This is a genomic window from Marinobacter sp. LV10R510-11A (genome assembly GCF_900215155.1).
In the GTDB taxonomy this organism is placed as follows: Bacteria; Pseudomonadota; Gammaproteobacteria; order Pseudomonadales; family Oleiphilaceae; genus Marinobacter.
Genome location: NZ_LT907980.1, coordinates 1,617,320 through 1,637,499 on the forward strand (window position 1 = coordinate 1,617,320; position 20,180 = coordinate 1,637,499).

At 53.6% G+C, this 20,180-nt stretch carries 19 protein-coding genes; 2 read left to right on the top strand and 17 right to left on the bottom strand.

Annotated elements, in window-relative coordinates:
• Positions 1-2 precede the first annotated feature (2 nt).
• Together CPH80_RS07730 and nth are read left to right on the top strand one after the other, a co-directional pair.
• Entirely contained in the window at positions 3-716 is a 714-nt protein-coding gene (locus tag CPH80_RS07730) for an electron transport complex subunit E (RefSeq protein WP_096276654.1), read from the top strand.
• A 28-nt stretch (positions 717-744) separates the two neighbouring features.
• Positions 745-1,383: an endonuclease III gene (gene nth, locus CPH80_RS07735; protein ID WP_096276656.1), complete on the top strand. Its 639-nt coding sequence runs from the start codon at positions 745-747 to the stop codon at positions 1,381-1,383.
• 71 nt (positions 1,384-1,454) lie between these two features.
• On the opposite strand, the gene CPH80_RS07740 is transcribed toward nth, so the two are convergent.
• From CPH80_RS07740 to CPH80_RS07820, 17 genes are all read right to left on the bottom strand, one after another.
• Positions 1,455-2,027 carry a chalcone isomerase family protein gene (locus tag CPH80_RS07740; protein ID WP_096276658.1) on the bottom strand — a complete coding sequence of 191 codons (573 nt, stop codon included), beginning with the start codon at positions 2,025-2,027 and terminating at the stop codon, positions 1,455-1,457.
• A 220-nt stretch (positions 2,028-2,247) separates the two neighbouring features.
• Positions 2,248-3,240: an RNA polymerase sigma factor RpoS gene (gene rpoS / locus CPH80_RS07745; protein ID WP_096276660.1), complete on the bottom strand. Its 993-nt coding sequence runs from the start codon at positions 3,238-3,240 to the stop codon at positions 2,248-2,250.
• A gap of 154 nt (positions 3,241-3,394) precedes the next feature.
• On the bottom strand, positions 3,395-4,159 hold the full coding sequence (locus tag CPH80_RS07750) for a peptidoglycan DD-metalloendopeptidase family protein (protein WP_096281481.1): 765 nt from the start codon (positions 4,157-4,159) through the stop codon (positions 3,395-3,397).
• A gap of 352 nt (positions 4,160-4,511) precedes the next feature.
• A complete protein-coding gene (locus tag CPH80_RS07755) occupies positions 4,512-5,426 on the bottom strand; it encodes a DUF368 domain-containing protein (protein WP_227520467.1) in 915 nt (304 codons plus the stop codon).
• A gap of 74 nt (positions 5,427-5,500) precedes the next feature.
• Complete coding sequence (locus tag CPH80_RS07760) at positions 5,501-6,157, bottom strand: protein-L-isoaspartate(D-aspartate) O-methyltransferase (RefSeq protein WP_096276664.1); 657 nt, start codon at positions 6,155-6,157, stop codon at positions 5,501-5,503.
• Complete coding sequence (gene surE, locus CPH80_RS07765) at positions 6,154-6,924, bottom strand: 5'/3'-nucleotidase SurE (protein ID WP_096276666.1); 771 nt, start codon at positions 6,922-6,924, stop codon at positions 6,154-6,156. The genes CPH80_RS07760 and surE overlap by 4 nt, the downstream gene beginning before the upstream one ends.
• A 33-nt stretch (positions 6,925-6,957) precedes the next feature.
• Positions 6,958-8,052: a tRNA pseudouridine(13) synthase TruD gene (gene truD, locus CPH80_RS07770; protein ID WP_096276668.1), complete on the bottom strand. Its 1,095-nt coding sequence runs from the start codon at positions 8,050-8,052 to the stop codon at positions 6,958-6,960.
• Positions 8,049-8,528 (bottom strand): 2-C-methyl-D-erythritol 2,4-cyclodiphosphate synthase, encoded by a 480-nt coding sequence (ispF, locus tag CPH80_RS07775; protein ID WP_096276670.1) that lies wholly within the window; start codon positions 8,526-8,528, stop codon positions 8,049-8,051. Before ispF ends, truD begins: the two co-directional genes overlap by 4 nt.
• A gap of 27 nt (positions 8,529-8,555) precedes the next feature.
• Complete coding sequence (gene ispD / locus CPH80_RS07780) at positions 8,556-9,257, bottom strand: 2-C-methyl-D-erythritol 4-phosphate cytidylyltransferase (RefSeq protein ID WP_096276672.1); 702 nt, start codon at positions 9,255-9,257, stop codon at positions 8,556-8,558.
• Positions 9,258-9,290: 33 nt separating this feature from the next.
• Positions 9,291-9,563 (bottom strand): septum formation initiator family protein, encoded by a 273-nt coding sequence (locus tag CPH80_RS07785; RefSeq protein WP_096276674.1) that lies wholly within the window; start codon positions 9,561-9,563, stop codon positions 9,291-9,293.
• Positions 9,564-9,718: 155 nt separating this feature from the next.
• Entirely contained in the window at positions 9,719-11,014 is a 1,296-nt protein-coding gene (eno, locus tag CPH80_RS07790; protein ID WP_096276676.1) for a phosphopyruvate hydratase, read from the bottom strand.
• Positions 11,015-11,092: 78 nt separating this feature from the next.
• Positions 11,093-11,938, bottom strand: a complete 846-nt coding sequence (gene kdsA / locus CPH80_RS07795; protein ID WP_096276678.1) for a 3-deoxy-8-phosphooctulonate synthase — start codon at positions 11,936-11,938, stop codon at positions 11,093-11,095.
• Positions 11,938-13,569 (bottom strand): CTP synthase, encoded by a 1,632-nt coding sequence (locus CPH80_RS07800; protein WP_096276679.1) that lies wholly within the window; start codon positions 13,567-13,569, stop codon positions 11,938-11,940. Before CPH80_RS07800 ends, kdsA begins: the two co-directional genes overlap by 1 nt.
• A gap of 87 nt (positions 13,570-13,656) precedes the next feature.
• Entirely contained in the window at positions 13,657-14,949 is a 1,293-nt protein-coding gene (tilS, locus tag CPH80_RS07805; protein ID WP_227520408.1) for a tRNA lysidine(34) synthetase TilS, read from the bottom strand.
• Between the two features lie 31 nt (positions 14,950-14,980).
• On the bottom strand, positions 14,981-15,934 hold the full coding sequence (accA, locus tag CPH80_RS07810) for an acetyl-CoA carboxylase carboxyl transferase subunit alpha (RefSeq protein WP_096276683.1): 954 nt from the start codon (positions 15,932-15,934) through the stop codon (positions 14,981-14,983).
• 158 nt (positions 15,935-16,092) lie between these two features.
• Positions 16,093-19,575, bottom strand: coding sequence for a DNA polymerase III subunit alpha (gene dnaE / locus CPH80_RS07815; RefSeq protein ID WP_096276685.1), 3,483 nt, complete (start codon positions 19,573-19,575; stop codon positions 16,093-16,095).
• A gap of 83 nt (positions 19,576-19,658) precedes the next feature.
• Positions 19,659-20,063: a TlpA family protein disulfide reductase gene (locus tag CPH80_RS07820; RefSeq protein WP_096281483.1), complete on the bottom strand. Its 405-nt coding sequence runs from the start codon at positions 20,061-20,063 to the stop codon at positions 19,659-19,661.
• Positions 20,064-20,180 lie beyond the last annotated feature (117 nt).

Here is a 20,180-nt window from a genome sequence, read left to right on the forward strand (position 1 = left end):
TCATGGCGACTAAGACTTCCGGCGAAATCATTCGCGACGGGCTCTGGGACAATAACCCGGCACTGGTTCAGGTGCTGGGGTTATGCCCTCTTCTTGCGGTCACCAGTACCGTCGTCAACGCGATCGGCTTAGGGCTAGCAACCTTGATGGTACTCATGGGCTCTAACCTGGCCGTTTCCTTGATCCGTAATTTTGTCAGCGAATCCGTTCGCCTGCCCGCGTTCGTGATGATTATTGCCTCATTTGTAACCTGCGCTGAACTGCTGATGCAGGCGTATACCTACGAGCTATACCAAATTCTCGGTATCTTCATCCCGCTCATCGTCACCAACTGCGCCATTCTGGGCCGCGCCGATGCGTTTGCCTCACGCAATGCACCTGGCCCCGCGCTACTTGATGGCACAATGATGGGCGCAGGCTTCTTAATAGTGCTTGTTATTCTTGGTGGTATGCGGGAACTGATCGGCCAAGGCACTCTGTTCGCTGATATGCACCTGTTGCTAGGCCCAATGGCTGCAAACTGGGTATTAGAGCCCTTTGCCAACTACCCAGACATGCTATTTATGGTATTGCCACCAGGCGCTTTCGTCGGCCTTGGCTTGTTGATTGCCCTAAAAAACGGCATCGACAACCATCTCAAGGAACGCCAAAAGGCGGCTCAACCAGCAGCAACACCCGGTAGCAAACGTGTACGAGTTACCGGAAACGTCTCATGATCCGCGGCCAGAGCCGTACTAAAACACAATGAACAAAGCCAAACGCCTAGAAATATTCACCCGCTTACGGGAAGCCAACCCTAACCCGACAACGGAGCTGAACTACAGCGATTCGTTCGAGCTACTGATTGCCGTTATTCTCTCGGCGCAGGCTACGGATGTAGGTGTCAACAAAGCGACTGACAAGCTCTATCCGGTAGCTAACACGCCAGAAGCTATACTTGCGCTTGGCGTGGACGGCCTGAAAACCTATATCAAGACCATCGGGCTTTTCAATAGCAAAGCGGAGAATGTCATCAAGACTTGCCGCATGCTAATTGAGAAGCACAGCAGCATCGTTCCAGACAACCGTGAAGATTTGGAAGCCCTGCCCGGGGTCGGACGCAAAACCGCTAACGTGGTCCTGAACACAGCATTCGGACAGCCAGCCATGGCAGTGGATACCCATATTTTCCGGGTATCGAATCGTACTGGCATAGCTCCGGGCAAAAACGTACTGGAGGTGGAAAAACGCCTGATGCGGCTGGTGCCCAAAGAGTTTCTGCTAGACGCCCATCACTGGCTTATTCTTCATGGGCGCTACACCTGCATAGCACGCAAACCCAGGTGCGGTGCTTGTATTATTGAGGATCTGTGCGAGTTTAAACAAAAAAATGACTACCTGTAAGCTACAGACTCAAAGCCAAAAAAAGCCGGCGTGAGCCGGCTTTTTTATGTGCTTCTGAGATCACTGTGCCACTACTGCCCCAGCATATCTTTCTTCAGGCTCTTTTGGGCAGGCTTATCAGACAGCCAAATACCAAACAGAGCTTTTTTGAACTCAAGGTCACCCACCATGTCTTTTTGTTCGCCGTTTTTCAGTACCTTAACGCCTTCCATGGGAACATAAACAAGATCAAACACGTCGCCTTCATTGATCTCCTCTTTGAACACAGACATAAACTGATCAACATCTGCCTTAACCGAAGACATATCGCCATCTGTGGAGGCCTCGAAGCCTTCCATGGTTGCCTCAGTCATTCGGTCACTGGTGATCATGCCAGAGGTAATATGCAGGGTAATTGCCTGGGCTTCATCGGCCTCAACCACGGCGTTACCATCCTGCTGCGTCTGCGGCACGTATAGGCTACCAACATACATATCCATGAAAAACTTGGAACGGGTGCCTGCGCCGTTTAACTGAAGCTCAGTGCCGCCTGCAGTATAGGTATCCGGGACATCGACACCGCCAACGGATAATGCCAAAGCAGGAGTTGAGAGGGTGGCCGCCAGCATCAGAGATGCAAATCCCGTCAAAAACGCATTTTTCATAGTCCTTTCCTTTTCAGTCATTATTATGAGAGTTCATTCGTCACCAGGTACGAACCTGCGGCCCCCGGCGTTGCTATTCTATCAATGACCGGAAGGGGCTAGGCGCAACCTAGTTCTCATTTGCAGGGATACTTTTGCAGGGATACTTTTGAAGGACCACTAAAACACAAAACGCCAGCCATGAGACATGGCCAGCGTTTCGGATGTTACGGCAGGAAGGCTACTTGAAAAGCAGGTTTCCAGTCAGGCCTTCTTTTTCCAGAATTTCACGCAAGCGCCTTAACGCCTCTACCTGAATCTGACGAACCCTTTCTCGGGTTAGACCAATTTCCTGCCCAACTTCTTCCAGCGTACTGATCGGGTAACCCCGGAGCCCAAACCGTCGGGACAACACTTCCTGCTGCTTTTCGCTGAGCTGATCTATCCACTTTCCAATGCAGGCACTCATGTTGTTGTCCTGCAGCACGTCGGCAGGATCAGCCGCGCCCTCATCCGCCACTGTGTCCAGCAGGGACTTTTCACCGCCAGCCCCGATAGGCGTATCCATGGAGGCAACGCGCTCGTTAAGGCCTAACATACGCTTTACGTTGCTCACCGGTCTATCAACCAGCTCGGCGATTTCTTCTGCCGAGGGCTCGTGATCAAGCTTCTGCGTCAGTTCACGGGCGGCTCGTAGGTATAGGTTTAATTCCTTCACTACATGAATAGGCAGCCGGATAGTGCGGGTCTGGTTCATGATAGCCCGCTCTATGGTCTGGCGGATCCACCAGGTTGCATAGGTGGAGAAACGGAAGCCGCGTTCCGGATCAAACTTTTCAACGGCCCGGATCAACCCGAGGTTACCCTCTTCAATCAGATCCAGCAGCGTAAGCCCACGATTCACGTAGCGACGTGCAATTTTGACAACCAGGCGCAGGTTGCTCTCAATCATTCGCTTGCGGCCAGAGTCCTCACCTTTGCGCGCCAAGCGTGCAAAATAGACTTCCTCTTCCGGTGTCAGGAGTGGCGAAAAGCCAATTTCATTGAGGTACAACTGTGTGGCGTCCAGTTGTTTTGAGCTGCTGTAGTAACGCCCTTTGGTAGGGAATCCTCCCTCGACTTCGGCAGCTTCTGGCGCGGCCCTATCGGTTTTTTCTTCTGCTAGCAACTGATCCTCGGACTCATCAACATCTGTTATACGATCAACAACGATACCTTCTTGTTCTGCTGACATATCTCTTGCCCCGCCGTTCAACAATCCTGGATTTTCGCCCGATACTTCTTTTTATTGCGGGCATTGGTTACTTATTTTGTATTCAGGACTTCATCAATGGCCGTTTATACGATTCAGCCATCATTTTTTCTTATTTGAAACACCGCGCCTATCACTAGCGTGGTGGCAGGTAATAGGTTGGATCGACCGGGTTTCCATTTTTCCGAATTTCAAAATGTAACTTGGGTCTTTCTGAACCACTGCTGCCAAGCTCTGCGATAACTTGCCCGGCTTTTACTCTCTCCCCCTCACTTACCCGAATCTTCCGATTATGAGCGTACGCACTCAGATAATGCTCGTTATGATTCACAATGATTAAATTGCCATAACCGAGCAGACCATTGCCAGCGTAGACCACACTTCCATCTGCGGCAGCCCTTACAGCATCCCCGGCTTTTCCCGCAATATCAACGCCTTTATTGACTTTTCCAGATGCTGAATAACCTGCAATTACAGTGCCAGAGTGAGGCCAGCGCCACGGGATGCTAGCCACTGTTTGGGAGCGGGAAGCCAATGGTGCAGATGTATCCGGCTTGCGAGTGACGGCGGGTTTTCGAGTATTGGTCGGCGTTTGTGCAGACGATTTGGTGCGTGGCGCCCTGGCGGAGGTGTTGGAAGCTGGCTTTGGTGCCTTTGCCATTGTACGTCCATTGCCGCCGGATTTTACGGTGCCACGAAGATCCAGCCGAAGCACCTGCCCCGCCTGGATGGTCCAAGGCGGGTCAATTCCATTGGCACTGCCCAGCTCGCGGTAATCGCGGCCGTAATTCCAGGCAATGCCGTACAGAGTCTCGCCTTGGCGCACAACATGGCGCCCCCAATATACTGGGGGATTGTAAATGTCATCCTGGTGAAGCGCCTGAGTGTTGCAACCGCTCATGGCACCGAAAAGAACCAGAAAGGCGAGCAAGACGAGCAATAATTTACCGGTTTCAAAAACCCACAAGAAAAACTGGGCACCGAAGGGGAACCGCGGGGAGGCCGACAACGCGGCTTGAGCTGACCCACGCAATAATGTCACAAGAATAACACCGGCCCGGTTATGAGAAATCTTTATAGGCTCTGAATTTAATCAAAGAAGATCCTGAAGTTTCAAAAGTAACTCGCTAATTTATTGCACATTTTAAGAACGAATCCAAGTTACTCACCACCCATTTCTGTTACCCGTCACACCCTTTGTTACGGGCAGGAACAACAACATGCCCAAAAAGGTAACACCGCCTTATAGGATGTCATTGGATACCGGCGGCGGCGCCCCCTTGCTGATGGCGCACACCAAACCACTCAACCAGCAAAACAAGAACAATACCAGCAAAAGCCATTACCACAACCATGGCAATCTGCGGATCCTGACCGGCGAGATCCGCAAATGCCCCAGGGCTGATACTGACCTCGCTCAGCGGTACCTGTTCTCCCAAACTGTTGGTTCGCCAACTAAGCGTCTGCTTCCAGGGCCAGACCTTATTCAGTGCGCCAATCATGAAGCCTGTAAGCAGAGCAAGCACTGGGTCGTGGAACTGGTGGAACGCCCAGGTAATTAGCCTTGCAACCGACAGCAACCCCACCAAGCAACCTGCCATAAACAGCAGCAAAAAAGCGATATCAAAAGATTTGATGGCCGCCAAAACCGGTGCGTACATGCCAATAATAACCAGAATAAAACTTCCGGAAATACCGGGCAGAATCATTGCGCATATTGCCACAGCGCCGGCGGCAAAAAATGCCAGTGCAGAAGGGTTGAGCTGGCCTACAGATAGGGTTGTAATCCACCAGGCGGCAACAATGCCAACAACAAGAGGAATGAGTAAGGTGGCGCGGTAATGTCGTGCCTGGCGGCCCATGTGCCAAACAGACGCCAGAATGAGCCCGAAAAAAAAGCTCCAGATCAGGATCGGGTACTCGGCAAGCATAAAACTAATCGCAGAAGCCAGTGTCACAATGCTGACGAGAATCCCCACCAGCAGCGTACTAAGAAATGTGCCGTCACAAGCTTGCCAGAAAGCGCCCAGCCTTCCTCGAAATAAGTCCTTGAATACGGCACCCGGAACCGCATTAATCGCCTCCAGAAGCCGGAAGTAGATACCGGTTATAAACGCGATGGTGCCGCCGGAAACGCCGGGGACAATATCCGCCGCCCCCATCGCCATACCTCTTAAGAACACCGAGGCGGGATGTTGTGTACGTTCGCTGCTTTGCGTAAGAGCTTCTTGCTGCTTATCGTTCAACGGACAACCCCGCCCAGCAAGGGCACAAAGCGAACGGGCTCCAGCTCACGGCGTTCAAATCGGTCACCGTTGCGGATTACTTCAACAAGTACTTGCTGCTCTTCACCAACAGGTGCCACCAAAACACCACCATCTGCAAGTTGGTCCAGCAGCTCAGTTGGCACCTCCATTGGAGCGGCAGTCACAATAATGCCGTCAAACGGCCCTCTTTCTGGCCAACCCATACCGCCGTCTGCATGCTTAAGCATGGCATTCCGGATATTAAGTTGCCGCAGCCGATCCCGGGCACGATCCTGAAGTGGCTTGATGCGCTCAACACTGTAAATCTGACCAAAGAGCTGTGACAACACAGCGGTTTGATAACCGGACCCCGTGCCTAGCTCCAGTACTCTGGCGGGTTCATGCTTGAGCAGCAGTTCGGTCATTCGGGCGACAATGTAGGGTTGCGACAGCGTCTGACCATACCCGATAGGCAGTGACGTGTCCTCATAAGCCCGATGCGACAGCGCCTCATCCAAAAAAATGTGGCGCGGTATCTGCCCCATTACTTCCAGAACGCGATCTGACTCGATACCCGATTGTTTGAGGCGCTGCACCAAACGCATGCGCGTGCGTCTGGACGTCATCCCTATACCCTGAAGCTCGCCAGTCACGCACCATCCCCCATGGAGGCCTGAAGAGAGTCTACCCAGGTTCTGAGAGACACTAACGCCTCGTGGCGAGTCATGTCGATGTGAACCGGCGTCAGTGAGACATACCCTTGTGAAACAGCGTGGAAGTCGGTTCCCGGGCCGGCATCGCCGCCTTTTCCGGCCGCACCTATCCAGTAACGCTCCCTGCCCCGTGGGCACGTCATAGGGACAGCACCCTCGGCGCGCTCCCGGTCACCCAACCGGGTCACTCGAAAGCCTGCGAGCTCTTCCCACGGTATATCCGGCACGTTTACATTCAGAATGGATCTAGGCCCCAAAACAAAAGGACGTGAACTTTCGAGAAGCATGCGCACGACCCTTGCAGCCGTGTCGTAATGATTGCGCCCCTCACTCACCAAAGACACGGCAATCGCAGGCAACCCAAGATGACGGCCTTCAGTTGCGGCCGCTACGGTGCCAGAATAGATGATATCGTCACCCAGATTAGCGTGGGTGTTAATACCGGAAACCACCCGGTCGAACGGCTCTTTAAACAGCCCATTAACCGCCAGATGCACGCAATCGGTAGGCGTACCGTCGATAGATCGAAAACCATTGGGGTGCTGCTCAACCGTAAGGGGGCGGTTAAGCGTTAAGGCATTGCTGGCACCACTGTGATCCCTGTCCGGTGCGACTACTTCAAGGTCACCTAGGCCTTTGAGGCCTTCATATAGGGCTACCAGTCCCGGTGAATGAACACCGTCATCATTTGATAACAGAATACGCACAGTGCTCTCCAAAAATAGCTAGCCACTAAATAGCTAGCTGTGTTGTTTGTTATGTTGGCCGAGGCTCATGTCCTCAAGCTCAAAAATATCACTCAAAACCGTGGTGGCGTATTGGCCTGGATCGAGGAAAAAGTCCAGTTCCAATCCACCATCATCCAACCATGACCAGCTCAGGCTCTTTGCCATGGCAACCAGAGGCCGACGCTCGGGCTTCATTCGAGTCGCCAGAAACAGAGAAGCCAGCTCCGGTGTCAGCGCCACTGTGTCACGTTCTCGTTGCCCTACTTCACCGTTGGCGCTTGTACCGCCATCGCCCCACAACGGGCCAGTTGCGTGCTCAGTAGGCTCGCCCGGTAGTGCTGCACGCCAACTGCCCTCGGCTACTCGGGCCGCAAGAACTTCGTTAAAAAACCAGGAGCGGGCGGCGGAAAAGTACAATACGTTTTTCCGGCCATCTCTGCCACCGGCAGACTTGCCCTGCCCCCTGCGCTTGCCATGCCCACCGCGCCGGTTCAATGCAGAAGGGTCAATATGAACCGCCCGATCCAAGTTACCGCCGCCAAAGCCGAAACGCTGGGGGCCAAAGTAATTGGGGGCGCCTTGGGCTTTCAAACGCTCAAGCGCGCTTTCGACAACTTCGCGACCAGCACTTACCTGCCGGAGCGTAATCGTAAAATGATTACCTTGGTGATCACCACGCCGCAATTTGCGCACGCTGCGATGGGCTGATTTTACCGGCCAGCGCTCTGAAATCTTCTCAATCAATGCCGCATCATCGTCCATCATACCGGGACGATAAAGACTGAACCATTGGCGGGTGACCGCGTGGCGGTCTTTCATCCCACAAAACCCCACATCAAAGGATCGACAGTCCGCAACCTTCGCAAGCTCTCCCGCCACAAATTCCGTATTGTCGCCGGTTTTCTCGATGCGTAAGCACAGATGCTCACCCTCACCGGTGACGCTGATGACACTGGAAGGCTCCGCTTGTTCCGGGAATTCCTCCAGCACCTCCCTGACCCGGAAATCTTCCGGCGCGGTTTTCAAATGCGCATTGGATACCCTAGTGCCACCCGATACCGGCCAGTCCAGCCGCCACTTTCTTGTGTCAGTTCCGGAATCACTCACAATGTCACCGGCGCAAGCAGACACACGGCTTGGCAGGCAATACCCTCACCACGGCCGGTAAATCCCAGCTTCTCGCTGGTGGTCGCTTTTACGCTCACACGGCTGGCCGGAATACCCAAATCCTTCGCGATATTCAAGCGCATGGCCTCGATATGCGGTGCCATTTTTGGTGCCTGAGCAATGATCGTAGTATCGACATTAAGAACACCAAACCCTTCCTCCGCCACTCGGGCAATCACCCGGCGCAACAGATCCCGGCTATCCGCACCGGCCCACTCAGCACTGGTGTCCGGAAACAGATGGCCAATATCCCCAAGGACAACCGCTCCCAGCAGAGCATCCGCCAAAGCGTGCAACAGCACATCGCCATCAGAGTGAGCTCTCAGGCCCTGACTATAAGGTATGGAAACGCCGCCAAGAACAACAGCATTGCCTTCGCCGAAGGCATGAACATCAAAACCCTGACCAATTCGCATAATTTACTCCGGGAAAATCCAGAAAACTCAGAACCGGCTAAGAATAAAACCAGCAAGATCCAGGTCAGCGGGTACGGTAATTTTAATATTATCCGACCGACCCTCAACTAAAACCGGCATGTTACCGGAAAACTCCATGGCAGAAGACTCATCCGTAACCGGTTGCCCCTCATTAAACGCCCGCTCCAACGCTTCAACCAACTTGGCGTAACGAAACATCTGAGGTGTCAGCGCCCGCCATAATTGGCTTCGATCCACTGTACCGATAACCTCAGGCAACTGACTCAGTTTCGCTTTTTTAAGCGTATCCGCAACCGGAGCCGCCAAAAGACCACCCACAGGATGATGGGATAAAGTCGAAATAAGATTCGCTAAATCGGCTGAGTGAACACAAGGACGGGCAGCATCATGAACCAACACCCAGTCGTCAGCCGCAGCCTGCCCTGCCAGAGCGCTTAAGGCGGAAAGAACAGAATCTGCCCGCTCGGCACCGCCATTACAGGTCTGAATACGGTCATTTTTACTGGCGTCAGTGTTTGGCCACCAATGATCTTCAGTATTCAGAGGCACCATGCAGCCGGCAAACAAACCGGTATCAAGCATTCGCGAAAGCGTGATATCCAAAATAAAGCGGTTATCTATTCGGAGGTACTGCTTCGGGCGCTCGGCCAGCATGCGCTGACCAATACCGGCGGCGGGGACAATCAACCAGTGTTTAGAGGAGGCCATAGGGTTTCCGCATGAAGTCTGGAGAGCGGAAGGTCAGTGCTCAATAACAAGAAAGAAGGTTTCATCATCGCGAATCAAGCCAAGGTTCATCCGCGCCCGCTCTTCCACCGCGCCCTGCTCGTTACGAAGGTTACGCACCTCCGCATACAGGCGCTCATTACGGGTAGCCAGCTCGGCATTCCCCTCACGCTGTTCGGCAATCGACTTTTCCAACGTCCAGACCTGCGCAAAGCTGCCTTCCCCGACCCACAGGCGCACCTGCAGCATGAGAATCAGAACAGCCATGAAAGCCCAGAGCAACTTCATCAATACCGATTCCGTTCAGGAGTTAACCGATCAAAAATTCAACACTAAGCGTTGAGTATAGACCTTAGAGTAGATTAGCAACAAATTCACCTAACCGCTTGGGCAATCAGGCCATCGTGACTGAATTTTCATTCGAAACACGACGACCTCTGATCTCAGCCCTGCCCTTTAATCTCGCTCAGGCCACGATAAGGTGCCTTGCTACCCAGCACCTCTTCAATGCGCAGCAGCTGGTTATACTTGGCAACACGATCAGAACGGCAAAGAGACCCAGTTTTGATCTGGCCCGCACAGGTAGCAACCGCAAGATCCGCAATGGTTGTGTCTTCCGTTTCACCGGAACGATGTGAAATCACTGCAGTAAACCCTGCATCCTGCGCCATCTTGATGGCATCCAAAGTCTCGCTAAGGCTGCCAATCTGGTTGAACTTGATCAGAATGGAGTTGCCCACACCCGTGTCGATACCACGCTTAAGGATTTTAGTGTTGGTCACAAACAGATCGTCGCCCACCAGCTGTACTTTGTCCCCGATCTTGTCGGTCAACACTTTCCAGCCGTCCCAATCGCTTTCGTCCATGCCATCTTCAATAGATACGATGGGGTAACGCTCGGCAAGGCCCGCCAAGTAATCGGCAAAGCCCGCAGAATCAAAGCTCTTGCCTTCACCAGCCAATACGTACTGGCCATCTTTGTAAAACTCGGAAGCGGCGCAATCCAAAGCTAGGGTAATGTCTTTACCCAGCTTGTAACCCGCCTTTTCAACAGCTTCCTGGATAATAGCCAAAGCTGCTTCGTTGGATGGCAGGTTAGGAGCAAAGCCACCTTCGTCGCCGACCGCGGTGTTCAGACCCTGAGACTTCAGCACTTTCTTCAAGCTGTGGAAAATCTCGGCACCAATACGCAAGGCTTCTGTAAAGCTCTTAGCAGCAACCGGCTGCACCATGAACTCCTGGATATCTACATTGTTATCCGCGTGCTCGCCACCGTTCAGAATGTTCATCATCGGCACCGGCATGCTGAACTTGCCTGAAGTGCCGTTGATGTCAGCAATATGCTCGTAGAGCGGCTTGCCCAGAGACTCCGCTGCCGCTTTCGCCGCTGCCAATGACACAGCCAAAATAGCGTTCGCGCCCAGATTAGCTTTGTTCTCAGTACCATCCAGCTCCAACATGATGTTGTCCAACCCACGCTGGTCGGCTGCATCTTTGCCTTTCAGGGCTTCAAGAATTTTGCTGTTAATGGTCTCAACTGCCTTAAGCACGCCCTTACCAAGATACCGAGACGCATCGCCATCACGCAGTTCCAGCGCTTCACGGGAGCCTGTCGAGGCACCGGACGGTGCGCAAGCACGGCCAAGAGTACCGTCTTCCAGAATCACGTCCGCTTCCACAGTAGGGTTGCCACGGGAATCCAGAACTTCACGGGCTTTAATATTGGCAATCTTGGTCATTCTAGGGAGTCTCCAAGTGTTCAATTACAAAGGTCATTATAAAAGTTAGATCAAGAGCTAAAAAACAAACACCGCCATTCAGGCGGTGTCGATAGGTTTAAAACTCTTCACAAGATCATCAACCGCCTTGACCCGCTGCAGGAAAGGCTCCAGCTGGCTCAACCGCAGTGCACAAGGGCCATCGCATTTAGCTTCATCTGGGTTCGGGTGCGCCTCTAAAAACAGCCCCGCCAACCCCTGAGACATTCCCGCCAGCGCGAGATCTGTTACCTGAGCACGGCGCCCACCGGCAGAATCTGAGCGGCCACCCGGCATTTGCAATGAGTGGGTCACATCAAACATAACCGGCACATCCATGGATTTCATGATGCCAAAGCCGAGCATGTCCACTACAAGGTTGTTATACCCAAAGCTGCTGCCACGCTCGCACAAGATAATCCGGTCGTTTCCGGCCTCTGCACATTTGGTGATGATGTGCTTCATCTCATGTGGGGCCAAAAACTGGGCTTTCTTGATATTGATCGCCGCGCCGGTTTCCGCCATGGCAACCACCAGGTCCGTCTGGCGGCTCAAAAATGCGGGCAACTGGATGATGTCACACACCTCTGCCGCAGGCGCCGCCTGAGCCGGTTCATGCACATCGGCAATAATCGGAACACCGAACTTGCTCTTAATATCAGCCAGTATTTGCAAGCCTTTATCGAGCCCTGGCCCCCGGAAAGACGTCACCGAAGAACGATTCGCTTTATCGAAAGAAGCTTTGAATACATAGGGAATGCCCAGCTTGCGACACACCTCAACGTAGGCTTCAGCAACTTCGAATGCCAGCTCCTGGGATTCCAGAACGTTCATACCGCCAAACAGCACAAATGGCTTGTGGTTAGCGATATCGATATCAGCAACAGTAACGGTGCTCTGAGCCATTACCGGGATTCCTTACGGTTCGCCAGAGCTGCTTCCACAAAGCCCTTGAACAGCGGATGGCCGTCGCGAGGAGTGGAGGTGAATTCGGGGTGGAACTGGCAGGCAACAAACCAAGGGTGGTCTTCAACTTCCACCACCTCTACTAGCTTGCCATCAGTGGAACGCCCAGTAACCTGCAGGCCTGCCGCTTCTAGCTGCGGCAAGAAGTGGTTGTTCACCTCGTAACGGTGACGGTGGCGTTCGCGAATGGTTTTTTTACCGTAGCAATTGGCAATATTCGAGCCTTCGGTCAGTACACAATCCTGAGCGCCCAGGCGCATGGTGCCGCCACGATCGGAATTGTCGGTGCGCTCTTCGCGCTCACCGGTAGAGTCCAGCCACTCAGTCATCAGACCAATCACTGGCTCCGGCGTGTGCTCACGGAACTCGGTACTGTGAGCATCCACTAAGCCCGCCTTGTTACGGGCGTATTCAATAACGGCCACCTGCATACCCAGGCAGATACCCAGATAAGGCACTTTGTTCTCACGGGCATATTGCACGGTGCGGATCTTGCCCTCTACACCGCGTTCGCCGAAGCCGCCAGGAACTAAGATCGCATCCGCACTGTCGAGCGCTTGAGTACCGTCGCGCTCGATATCTTCAGAATCAATGTAATTGATCTTTACCTTGGTGCGAGTCTTGATGCCTGCATGGAGCAGAGATTCTATCAGCGACTTGTAGGCCTCGAGCAGCTCCATGTACTTGCCGACCATGGCAATCGTCACTTCGTGCTCCGGGTTCATCAGTGCTTCGACGACGTTATCCCATTCACTAAGATCCGCCTCGCGGGCATCAAGCCTGAAGTGCTCGACAACCAGCTGGTCCAGTCCATGCTCGTGCAGCATGCGGGGAATAGCGTAAATAAACTTGGCATCGCGCATCGGAATAACGGCACGCTCTTCAACGTTCGTGAACAGAGCGATTTTCCGGCGCGAACTAACGTCGACCTCATGGTCGGAGCGGCACAGCAAAATATCTGGCTGCAAACCGATGGAACGCATTTCTTTCACAGAGTGCTGGGTCGGTTTGGTTTTGATTTCGCCAGCCGTGGCAATGTATGGCACCAATGTCAGGTGCATGAAGAGCGCGCGACTGGAGCCCACTTCAACCTTCAACTGGCGGCAGGCCTCAAGAAACGGCAGGGATTCAATATCGCCAACGGTTCCACCTACTTCAACCAGAGCCACATCGGCGCCGGCTGCACCTTCAACCACACGACGTTTGATCTCATCAGTGATGTGAGGAATAACCTGTACGGTGCCACCAAGATAATCACCGCGACGTTCTTTGCGGATAACCTCTTCGTATACACGACCGGCGGTAAAGTTATTACGACGGCTCATCGGCGTGCGGATGAAGCGCTCATAGTGGCCAAGATCGAGGTCTGTTTCAGCGCCGTCTTCGGTAACAAAGACTTCACCATGCTGGAACGGGCTCATGGTACCTGGGTCCACGTTAATGTACGGGTCCAGCTTGAGGATAGTAACCTTCAGGCCCCGTGCCTCGAGGATCGCAGCCAAGGAGGCTGATGCGATTCCTTTCCCCAGTGAGGACACAACACCGCCGGTGACGAAAATATAACGCGTCATGCAGATTCCATGATTATCAGGTTCTGTGAAGGAGGGAGATTGTCATCTCAAGATGGGACGCCAGACTACCAGAAAGCCCTCAACGACTCAATTACAATCCCGCTCTACCATCAGCTGCCAGACTGCCTCAGGCGCGCTTCCCGAGTATTGCTCAGAACACCACAAATCGCCAATAGCGATCAGCTCTTCTTCACCCTCCAGGCCCTTGAAAACCAGGGGTAAACGACCCCTTTCCCAGGGTGGAACTGCCTGTTCCTGAAGCCATTTTTTGAGCGATTTAGAGGGGCCATCCAAGCGAAAACGTAAGCGTTCTCCACCCTGCCTCGTACATATTCGTATTGGCTGCACGTCCGTTATTTCTGTAGCTACTGGCATCAGCTTGATTGTCCACTCGCCCCAGCTAACTGGCTGGCCTGGCTCCAGCAGCACAGGCTCGTGCGGCAAATCAGGCAATTCGGGGTCTAGGTAAAGCTCGCCTTGGAAGCGCCGCAGACTAAAACCGTTTGCCCGTAACTCGGGAGATCGGTCTTCCGCCGCCTGCAATAGATCATGCAGTACCTGCGACCAGTCATTGATTGAAGGGGAAGAATATCCGGCACGCCGGATCCACCAGCGCAGAAGGTTTTTCTGTTCCGCGAGAGAAAGGGCGTTTAATCCTGCGACCGGCAGGCGTCGCTCATACGCTCCCAACCCCCGCCACTGTAATTCCGCCAGCTGCTGATTTAAAAAATCACTTTCCGAACACGCGCTCGCAGTGTGTCGAAGGCGCTGATTCAACCCCGACCAGCGCTTTTTCAGCGCGGGCAGAATACCAAGGCGAAGAAAGTTACGGTCGAACCGTTGATCGGTATTGCTGGGGTCATCAACCCATGAAATCCCAGCCAGATGTGCGTGGCGCTCAAGCTCTGATCGCTCAAAGTCCAGCAATGGCCGGGCAAGGTGGCCGCGCCCCAACGGGCGACTCTGCGGCATACCTGCAAGACCAGCCACGCCGCTGCCACGGAACATACGGAAGAGCACCGTTTCGGCCTGATCATCACCGTGATGGGCCATTAGCAGAACGTCGCCAGGCTCAAGAATTGCCTCGAAAGCGTGATAGCGGGCCTTGCGAGCCGTTTCTTCAAGCCCCTCACCAGGGCCGCTGCCGAGCTCAACCGTCACCGGTTGAACCGTAAGAGGCACACCCAGCTCGGCGCACAGGTTCCGGCAGAAGGTTTCCGTCTCACCGGCATTGGCTTGAAGCTGGTGATTGATATGCACCGCCCGTATGCCAGGGTGGCAGTGCGCAGCAAGGTGCAGAAGGAGGGTAGAATCTAGGCCGCCACTGAGGGCAACCCAGAGCCGCCGGTATCCAGAAACGGCTTTTACCGGCGCACTCAAAGTCTCCGAAAAGGCGTACCCAGGTACGGGCTTAGCGCCCGGTATCATAGCGGGTTAGCCGCTCATACCGCCGGGATACCAGCTCATCCAGAGGCAGCCGACTAAGTTCGGCCATACCGTTTGCTAAGGTTTCACGCAGGGCTTCAGCCGTTTTTTCGGGGTTGCGATGGGCGCCACCAAGAGGCTCAGAGATAACGTTGTCCGCCAGCCCAAGATCCTTCAGGCGATCTGCAGTCACACCCATAGCCTCTGCTGCCAGTGAAGCATATTCGGCGCTTTTCCAGAGAATGGACGCGCACCCTTCGGGCGATATAACTGCATAGGTGGAGTACTGCAGCATGTTTAGCTGATCGCACACGCCAATGGCCAGTGCACCGCCAGAACCGCCCTCACCGATCACAGTAGAAATGATGGGCGTTTTGAGCCGGGACATCACCGCCAGGTTGAACGCGATCGCCTCACTCTGGCCTCGCTCTTCAGCACCTATGCCGGGATAAGCGCCCGGGGTGTCTATAAATGTGAGAATGGGCATTCTGAAGCGCTCTGCCATCTCCATCAGGCGCAAGGCTTTGCGGTACCCTTCGGGGCGTGGCATGCCAAAGTTGCGCTTAACCTTATCCCGCACTTCGCGGCCTTTTTGATGGCCGACAATCATTACAGGTTTATCGTTCAGCCGCGCGGTACCGCCCACGATGGCTTGATCGTCTGCGTACCGACGGTCGCCGTGGAGCTCATCGAAATCTTCGAAGATCATTTCGATATAGTCTTTGGTATAGGGGCGACGCGGGTGCCGAGCAAGGCGAGCAACGTCCCAAGGATGCAGATCCGAGAAAATGCTCTCGGTCAGGCTGACGCTTTTCTTCTTCAGCCGGGTAATTTCATCAGAAATATTAATATCAGTGTCGTTGCCTACCATACGAAGCTCTTCAATCTTAGCTTCAAGGTCGGCAATCGGCTGTTCGAAATCCAAATAATTAGGGTTCATGATGTTCCATCATTTTATCGCCAAGCGGGACAGCGCTCCGCCAATACAGAATTTGGTACAAAGATAGCAGCGCGCGGGTCATGGCTAAAGCGGACATTGGTATGAGCCCGCAATCTGACAAATATTTAATTTCCCGCGCAATTCTTTGCCTTAGTCACTTAATCATAGACCAGTTCCACGCACTGGTCGCCCACCAGATGCTTCAGCTCCATCAACAAATTGTCGTCTGGCTGCACTCGCCAAGCCTCTCCCAGTTCAATCCGGGTGCTGGCCTCTGGGCTACTATATTCAATCCAGACCGGGCTGCCATCACAGCGAAACGGCCTCAGCGTGCTATCAATTTTGTCCAGCAGGCCATTTTGCAGTTGGTCAGCGTGGAGGTTTAATTTCAATCCTCGGCTGAACTGCTTGCGCGCGCTGGGCACGTTCATTACGGAATTCACACGCATTTTCATCTGGCCAGAGTAATCATCGTGGCTTACCTGACCTTCAACCACAATCACCTCATCCGATTGCAGCAGCTCCCGGTTCTCAAAAAAGGCTTCCGAAAACAACGTAGCCTCAATTCGCGCACTCCGGTCATCCAGCGTAATGAAGCACATGGTAGAACCTGTGCGGGTTTTCATAGTTCGCTGCGCAATTACCAACCCAGCAACCCGCTGAGGTGATTTATTGGGCTTGAGATCGGCAATGGATGAGCGCACAAAACGCCGGACTTCCCGCTCGTATTCGTCGAACGGGTGCCCTGTAAGGTATAGACCAAGGGTATCTTTTTCACCTTTCAGTCGCTGCTTTTCAGGCCATTCCCGTATATCGGCTACATCTGCATACGGATCGCCACCATCACCGGCTTCCAGCATTTCCCCGAACATATCCACCATGCCCACGGATTCGTTGCGGGATTGCTGACCCGCCTGCTGTACCGCTTTCGGCACACTGGCCATAAGCTGGGCGCGGCTGGCTCCGAGTTTATCCATGGCACCGGAGCGGATGATAGCTTCCATGGCACGCTTGTTGATTTTTTTAAGATCTACCTTGCGGCAGAAATCGAAAATATCCTGATAAGGCTCGCCATCGGCCCTGCCCTCCACAATGGCCTGAATAGGCCCCTCGCCCAATCCTTTGATGGCGCCAAGGCCGTAAACAACCTGGCCTTCATCGTTAACGGTAAAGGCATATTCTGAGCTGCTGACATCTGGCAACACCAGATCCAGTTTAAGGTTGCGGCACTCCTCTACCAGTATCACGACTTTGTCGGTGTTCTGCATATCCGCAGTCAGTACCGCGGCCATGAATTCGGCGGTGTAGTGCGCCTTCAGCCACAGCGTCTGGTAAGACACCAACGCGTAAGCAGCTGAGTGAGATTTGTTGAAGCCGTAGCCGGCAAACTTCTCAACCAGATCAAATATGTTTTCCGCGAGGGTTTTGTTGATGCCATTATTTTCGCAGCCATCCAGGAAAAACTGCTTTTGCTTGGCCATTTCTTCGGGTTTTTTCTTGCCCATGGCGCGGCGTAGCATATCCGCATTACCCAGAGTGTAGCCCGCCATTACCTGAGCAATCTGCATCACCTGCTCTTGGTAAAGGATAACCCCGTAGGTGGGCCCCAGAACCGGCTTCAGGCCGTCGTATTGAAAATCTGGGTGCGGGAACGACACCGGTTGCTTGCCGTGCTTACGGTCGATAAAGTCGTCAACCATGCCCGATTGCAGCGGCCCGGGGCGGAACAGCGCCACCAGTGCAATCATATCCTCTAGGGAATCTGGCTGCAGCCGGCGGATCAAGTCCTTCATGCCGCGGGATTCCAACTGGAATACGGCAGTGGTCTCAGCCTTTTTCAGCATGTCGAATGAGCGGGCATCTACGAGCGGTATTTCGCTGATATCCAGCGGCGGTAAGTCGCGCTTCACCCGCCGTGGATTGATCATCTTCAGCGTCCAATCGATGATGGTGAGCGTTCGCAAACCAAGAAAGTCGAACTTCACCAGCCCAGCTTCTTCTACATCGTTTTTGTCGAACTGGGTGACGAGGCTGCCGCCGTCGGCATCGCAATAAAGCGGGGAAAAATCAGTTATCTTGGTAGGTGCGATAACCACGCCGCCGGCGTGTTTACCCGCGTTCCGGCACACGCCTTCAAGCTTAAGTGCCATTTCCCAGATTTCTTGGGCCTCTTCATCTTGCTCCAGAAACTCTTTGAGCGCGGACTCCTGTTCAACGGCAACATTCAGCGTCATGCCCACTTCAAAGGGAATCATTTTGGACAGTTTATCGGCGAGGCCGTAAGACTTACCCTGAACGCGGGCAACATCCCGCACTACCGCCTTCGCGGCCATGGTTCCAAAAGTGATGATCTGGGAAACCGCTTCCCGGCCATATTTTTCAGCCACGTACGCAATAACGCGATCCCGCCCTTCCATGCAGAAATCGACGTCGAAGTCGGGCATAGATACCCGCTCGGGATTAAGGAAGCGCTCGAACAGCAGGTCGTATTCCAGCGGATCCAGATCGGTGATGAGCTGAGCATAAGCCACCAGCGAGCCGGCACCGGAACCACGGCCAGGCCCCACCGGCACACCGTTGTTCTTGGCCCACTTGATGAAGTCCATCACGATCAGGAAGTAGCCGGGAAACCCCATCTGGATAATGATATCCAGCTCGAAATTTAGGCGTTTGTAATAAGCTTCCCGCTTACTGTCATATTCGGGATCGTCCTTGCTGAGTGTTTTCGCCAGCCGGTCTTCCAGCCCTTCTTCCGAGACCTTCCGGAAGTAGTCGTCCATGGTTAGACCGTCTGGGATCGGGTAATTAGGCAGGAAGTACTCACCCAGCCGCACAGTCACCGAGCAGCGCCGGGCTATTTCTACAGTATTCTGAATGGCTTCAGGAATATCACTGAACAGCTCAACCATTTCTTCTGAACTGCGAAGGTATTGCTGGTCGCTAAATCGGCGGTCACGGCGAGGATCGTCCAGAGCCCGGCTTTCACCGATGCAGACCCGAGCTTCATGGGCCTCGAAGTCCTCAGCCTTAAGAAAGTGAACATCGTTTGTGGCAACAACCGGCAGCGCGAGACTCTGCGCCAGTTCAACACTCATATGCAGGCAGTCTTCATCCCCAGCCCGCCCGGTGCGCTGCAACTCCAGATAATAAGATTCTGGGTACAGGTTCATCCAATACTTGGCCCGAGTTTTTGCCAGTTCAGGCTTGCCCGCCAGCAATGCTTTACACACATCACCCATTTTGGCCCCAGACATAGCAATCAGGCCGCCCGCCCTACTCTCCAACCACTTACGCTGGATAATCGGCTTGCCGTAGCGCTGTCCTTCGGTATATCCGAGGGAAATAATTTCTGTGAGGTTGAGATAACCATCGTTATCCCGGGCCAGCAATGTCAGTCGGAACGGGTTTTCCGGTTCATCAGGATTCTCCAGCCAGAGATCTGCGCCAATAACAGGCTTTACGCCGGCACCGGTGGTCGCCTTGTAAAACCGCACCAACGAGCACATGTTGGACTGTTCTGTAATCCCCACAGCCGGCATGCCCAACTCGACTACCCGCTTAACCAGTGGCTTTACACGAACTAAACCATCCACCAGGGAGTGTTCAGAGTGCACGCGAAGGTGTACAAAAGTCTGCGACATAACGTCAGGTTATTCCTGCATGTATATTCATTAGAGTGCGTAAAGCGTCTCTGAAAAAGAGCACCTGAAAGAGCCTTCAGCATTCAGCCGCCAATCAATGCCCGTATATCTTCTTCTGTCTGAGGTCCAAAACGGGCCTCCAGAAGATCCCCATCGGGGTTCACAACAAAGGTAGCCGGCAACGCAATCGGGAGCTCCCATTTAAATTCCGGGCCCGGATCCTGCACAAGCATGGTGTATTCAATGCCCATGCGCTTGCCGAGATCCACCAAAGCTTCACCCTTCACATCGTCAAAATTCACACCAAGAACGGTAATGTCCGGCGCCTTATCCAGTTCGTTCAGCTCTGGGATCTCTTCCAAGCAGGGCTTGCACCATTCAGCCCAGTAGTTAACCAGCACCCATTGGCCGCGAAGGTCATTCCACGCCAGCTTCGGGCCTTCAGCCCGCTCCAGCTCAACTTTTTGACACCCAACAAGCAAAGCCATTAGAAACAGCACACCTGCAACGGCTGCGCTCCGGGGTAACCGGTAAATGACAGGGTTCTGCACGGGAAAACCTCCTGTTAGACTGCTCGCCACAGTTAATTGCAGCTCCATTTTAAC

Coding starts and splice junctions, on each gene's coding strand:
- CPH80_RS07730 (WP_096276654.1), top strand. CDS start 3: ATGGCGACTAAGACTTCCGGCGAAATCATTCGCGACGGGCTCTGGGAC.
- nth (WP_096276656.1), top strand. CDS start 745: ATGAACAAAGCCAAACGCCTAGAAATATTCACCCGCTTACGGGAAGCC.
- CPH80_RS07740 (WP_096276658.1), bottom strand. CDS start 2,027: ATGAAAAATGCGTTTTTGACGGGATTTGCATCTCTGATGCTGGCGGCC.
- rpoS (WP_096276660.1), bottom strand. CDS start 3,240: ATGTCAGCAGAACAAGAAGGTATCGTTGTTGATCGTATAACAGATGTT.
- CPH80_RS07750 (WP_096281481.1), bottom strand. CDS start 4,159: ATGAGCGGTTGCAACACTCAGGCGCTTCACCAGGATGACATTTACAAT.
- CPH80_RS07755 (WP_227520467.1), bottom strand. CDS start 5,426: ATGGCGATGGGGGCGGCGGATATTGTCCCCGGCGTTTCCGGCGGCACC.
- ispF (WP_096276670.1), bottom strand. CDS start 8,528: ATGCGAATTGGTCAGGGTTTTGATGTTCATGCCTTCGGCGAAGGCAAT.
- ispD (WP_096276672.1), bottom strand. CDS start 9,257: ATGGCCTCCTCTAAACACTGGTTGATTGTCCCCGCCGCCGGTATTGGT.
- CPH80_RS07785 (WP_096276674.1), bottom strand. CDS start 9,563: ATGAAGTTGCTCTGGGCTTTCATGGCTGTTCTGATTCTCATGCTGCAG.
- eno (WP_096276676.1), bottom strand. CDS start 11,014: ATGACCAAGATTGCCAATATTAAAGCCCGTGAAGTTCTGGATTCCCGT.
- kdsA (WP_096276678.1), bottom strand. CDS start 11,938: ATGGCTCAGAGCACCGTTACTGTTGCTGATATCGATATCGCTAACCAC.
- CPH80_RS07800 (WP_096276679.1), bottom strand. CDS start 13,569: ATGACGCGTTATATTTTCGTCACCGGCGGTGTTGTGTCCTCACTGGGG.
- accA (WP_096276683.1), bottom strand. CDS start 15,934: ATGAACCCTAATTATTTGGATTTCGAACAGCCGATTGCCGACCTTGAA.
- dnaE (WP_096276685.1), bottom strand. CDS start 19,575: ATGTCGCAGACTTTTGTACACCTTCGCGTGCACTCTGAACACTCCCTG.
- CPH80_RS07820 (WP_096281483.1), bottom strand. CDS start 20,063: ATGGCTTTGCTTGTTGGGTGTCAAAAAGTTGAGCTGGAGCGGGCTGAA.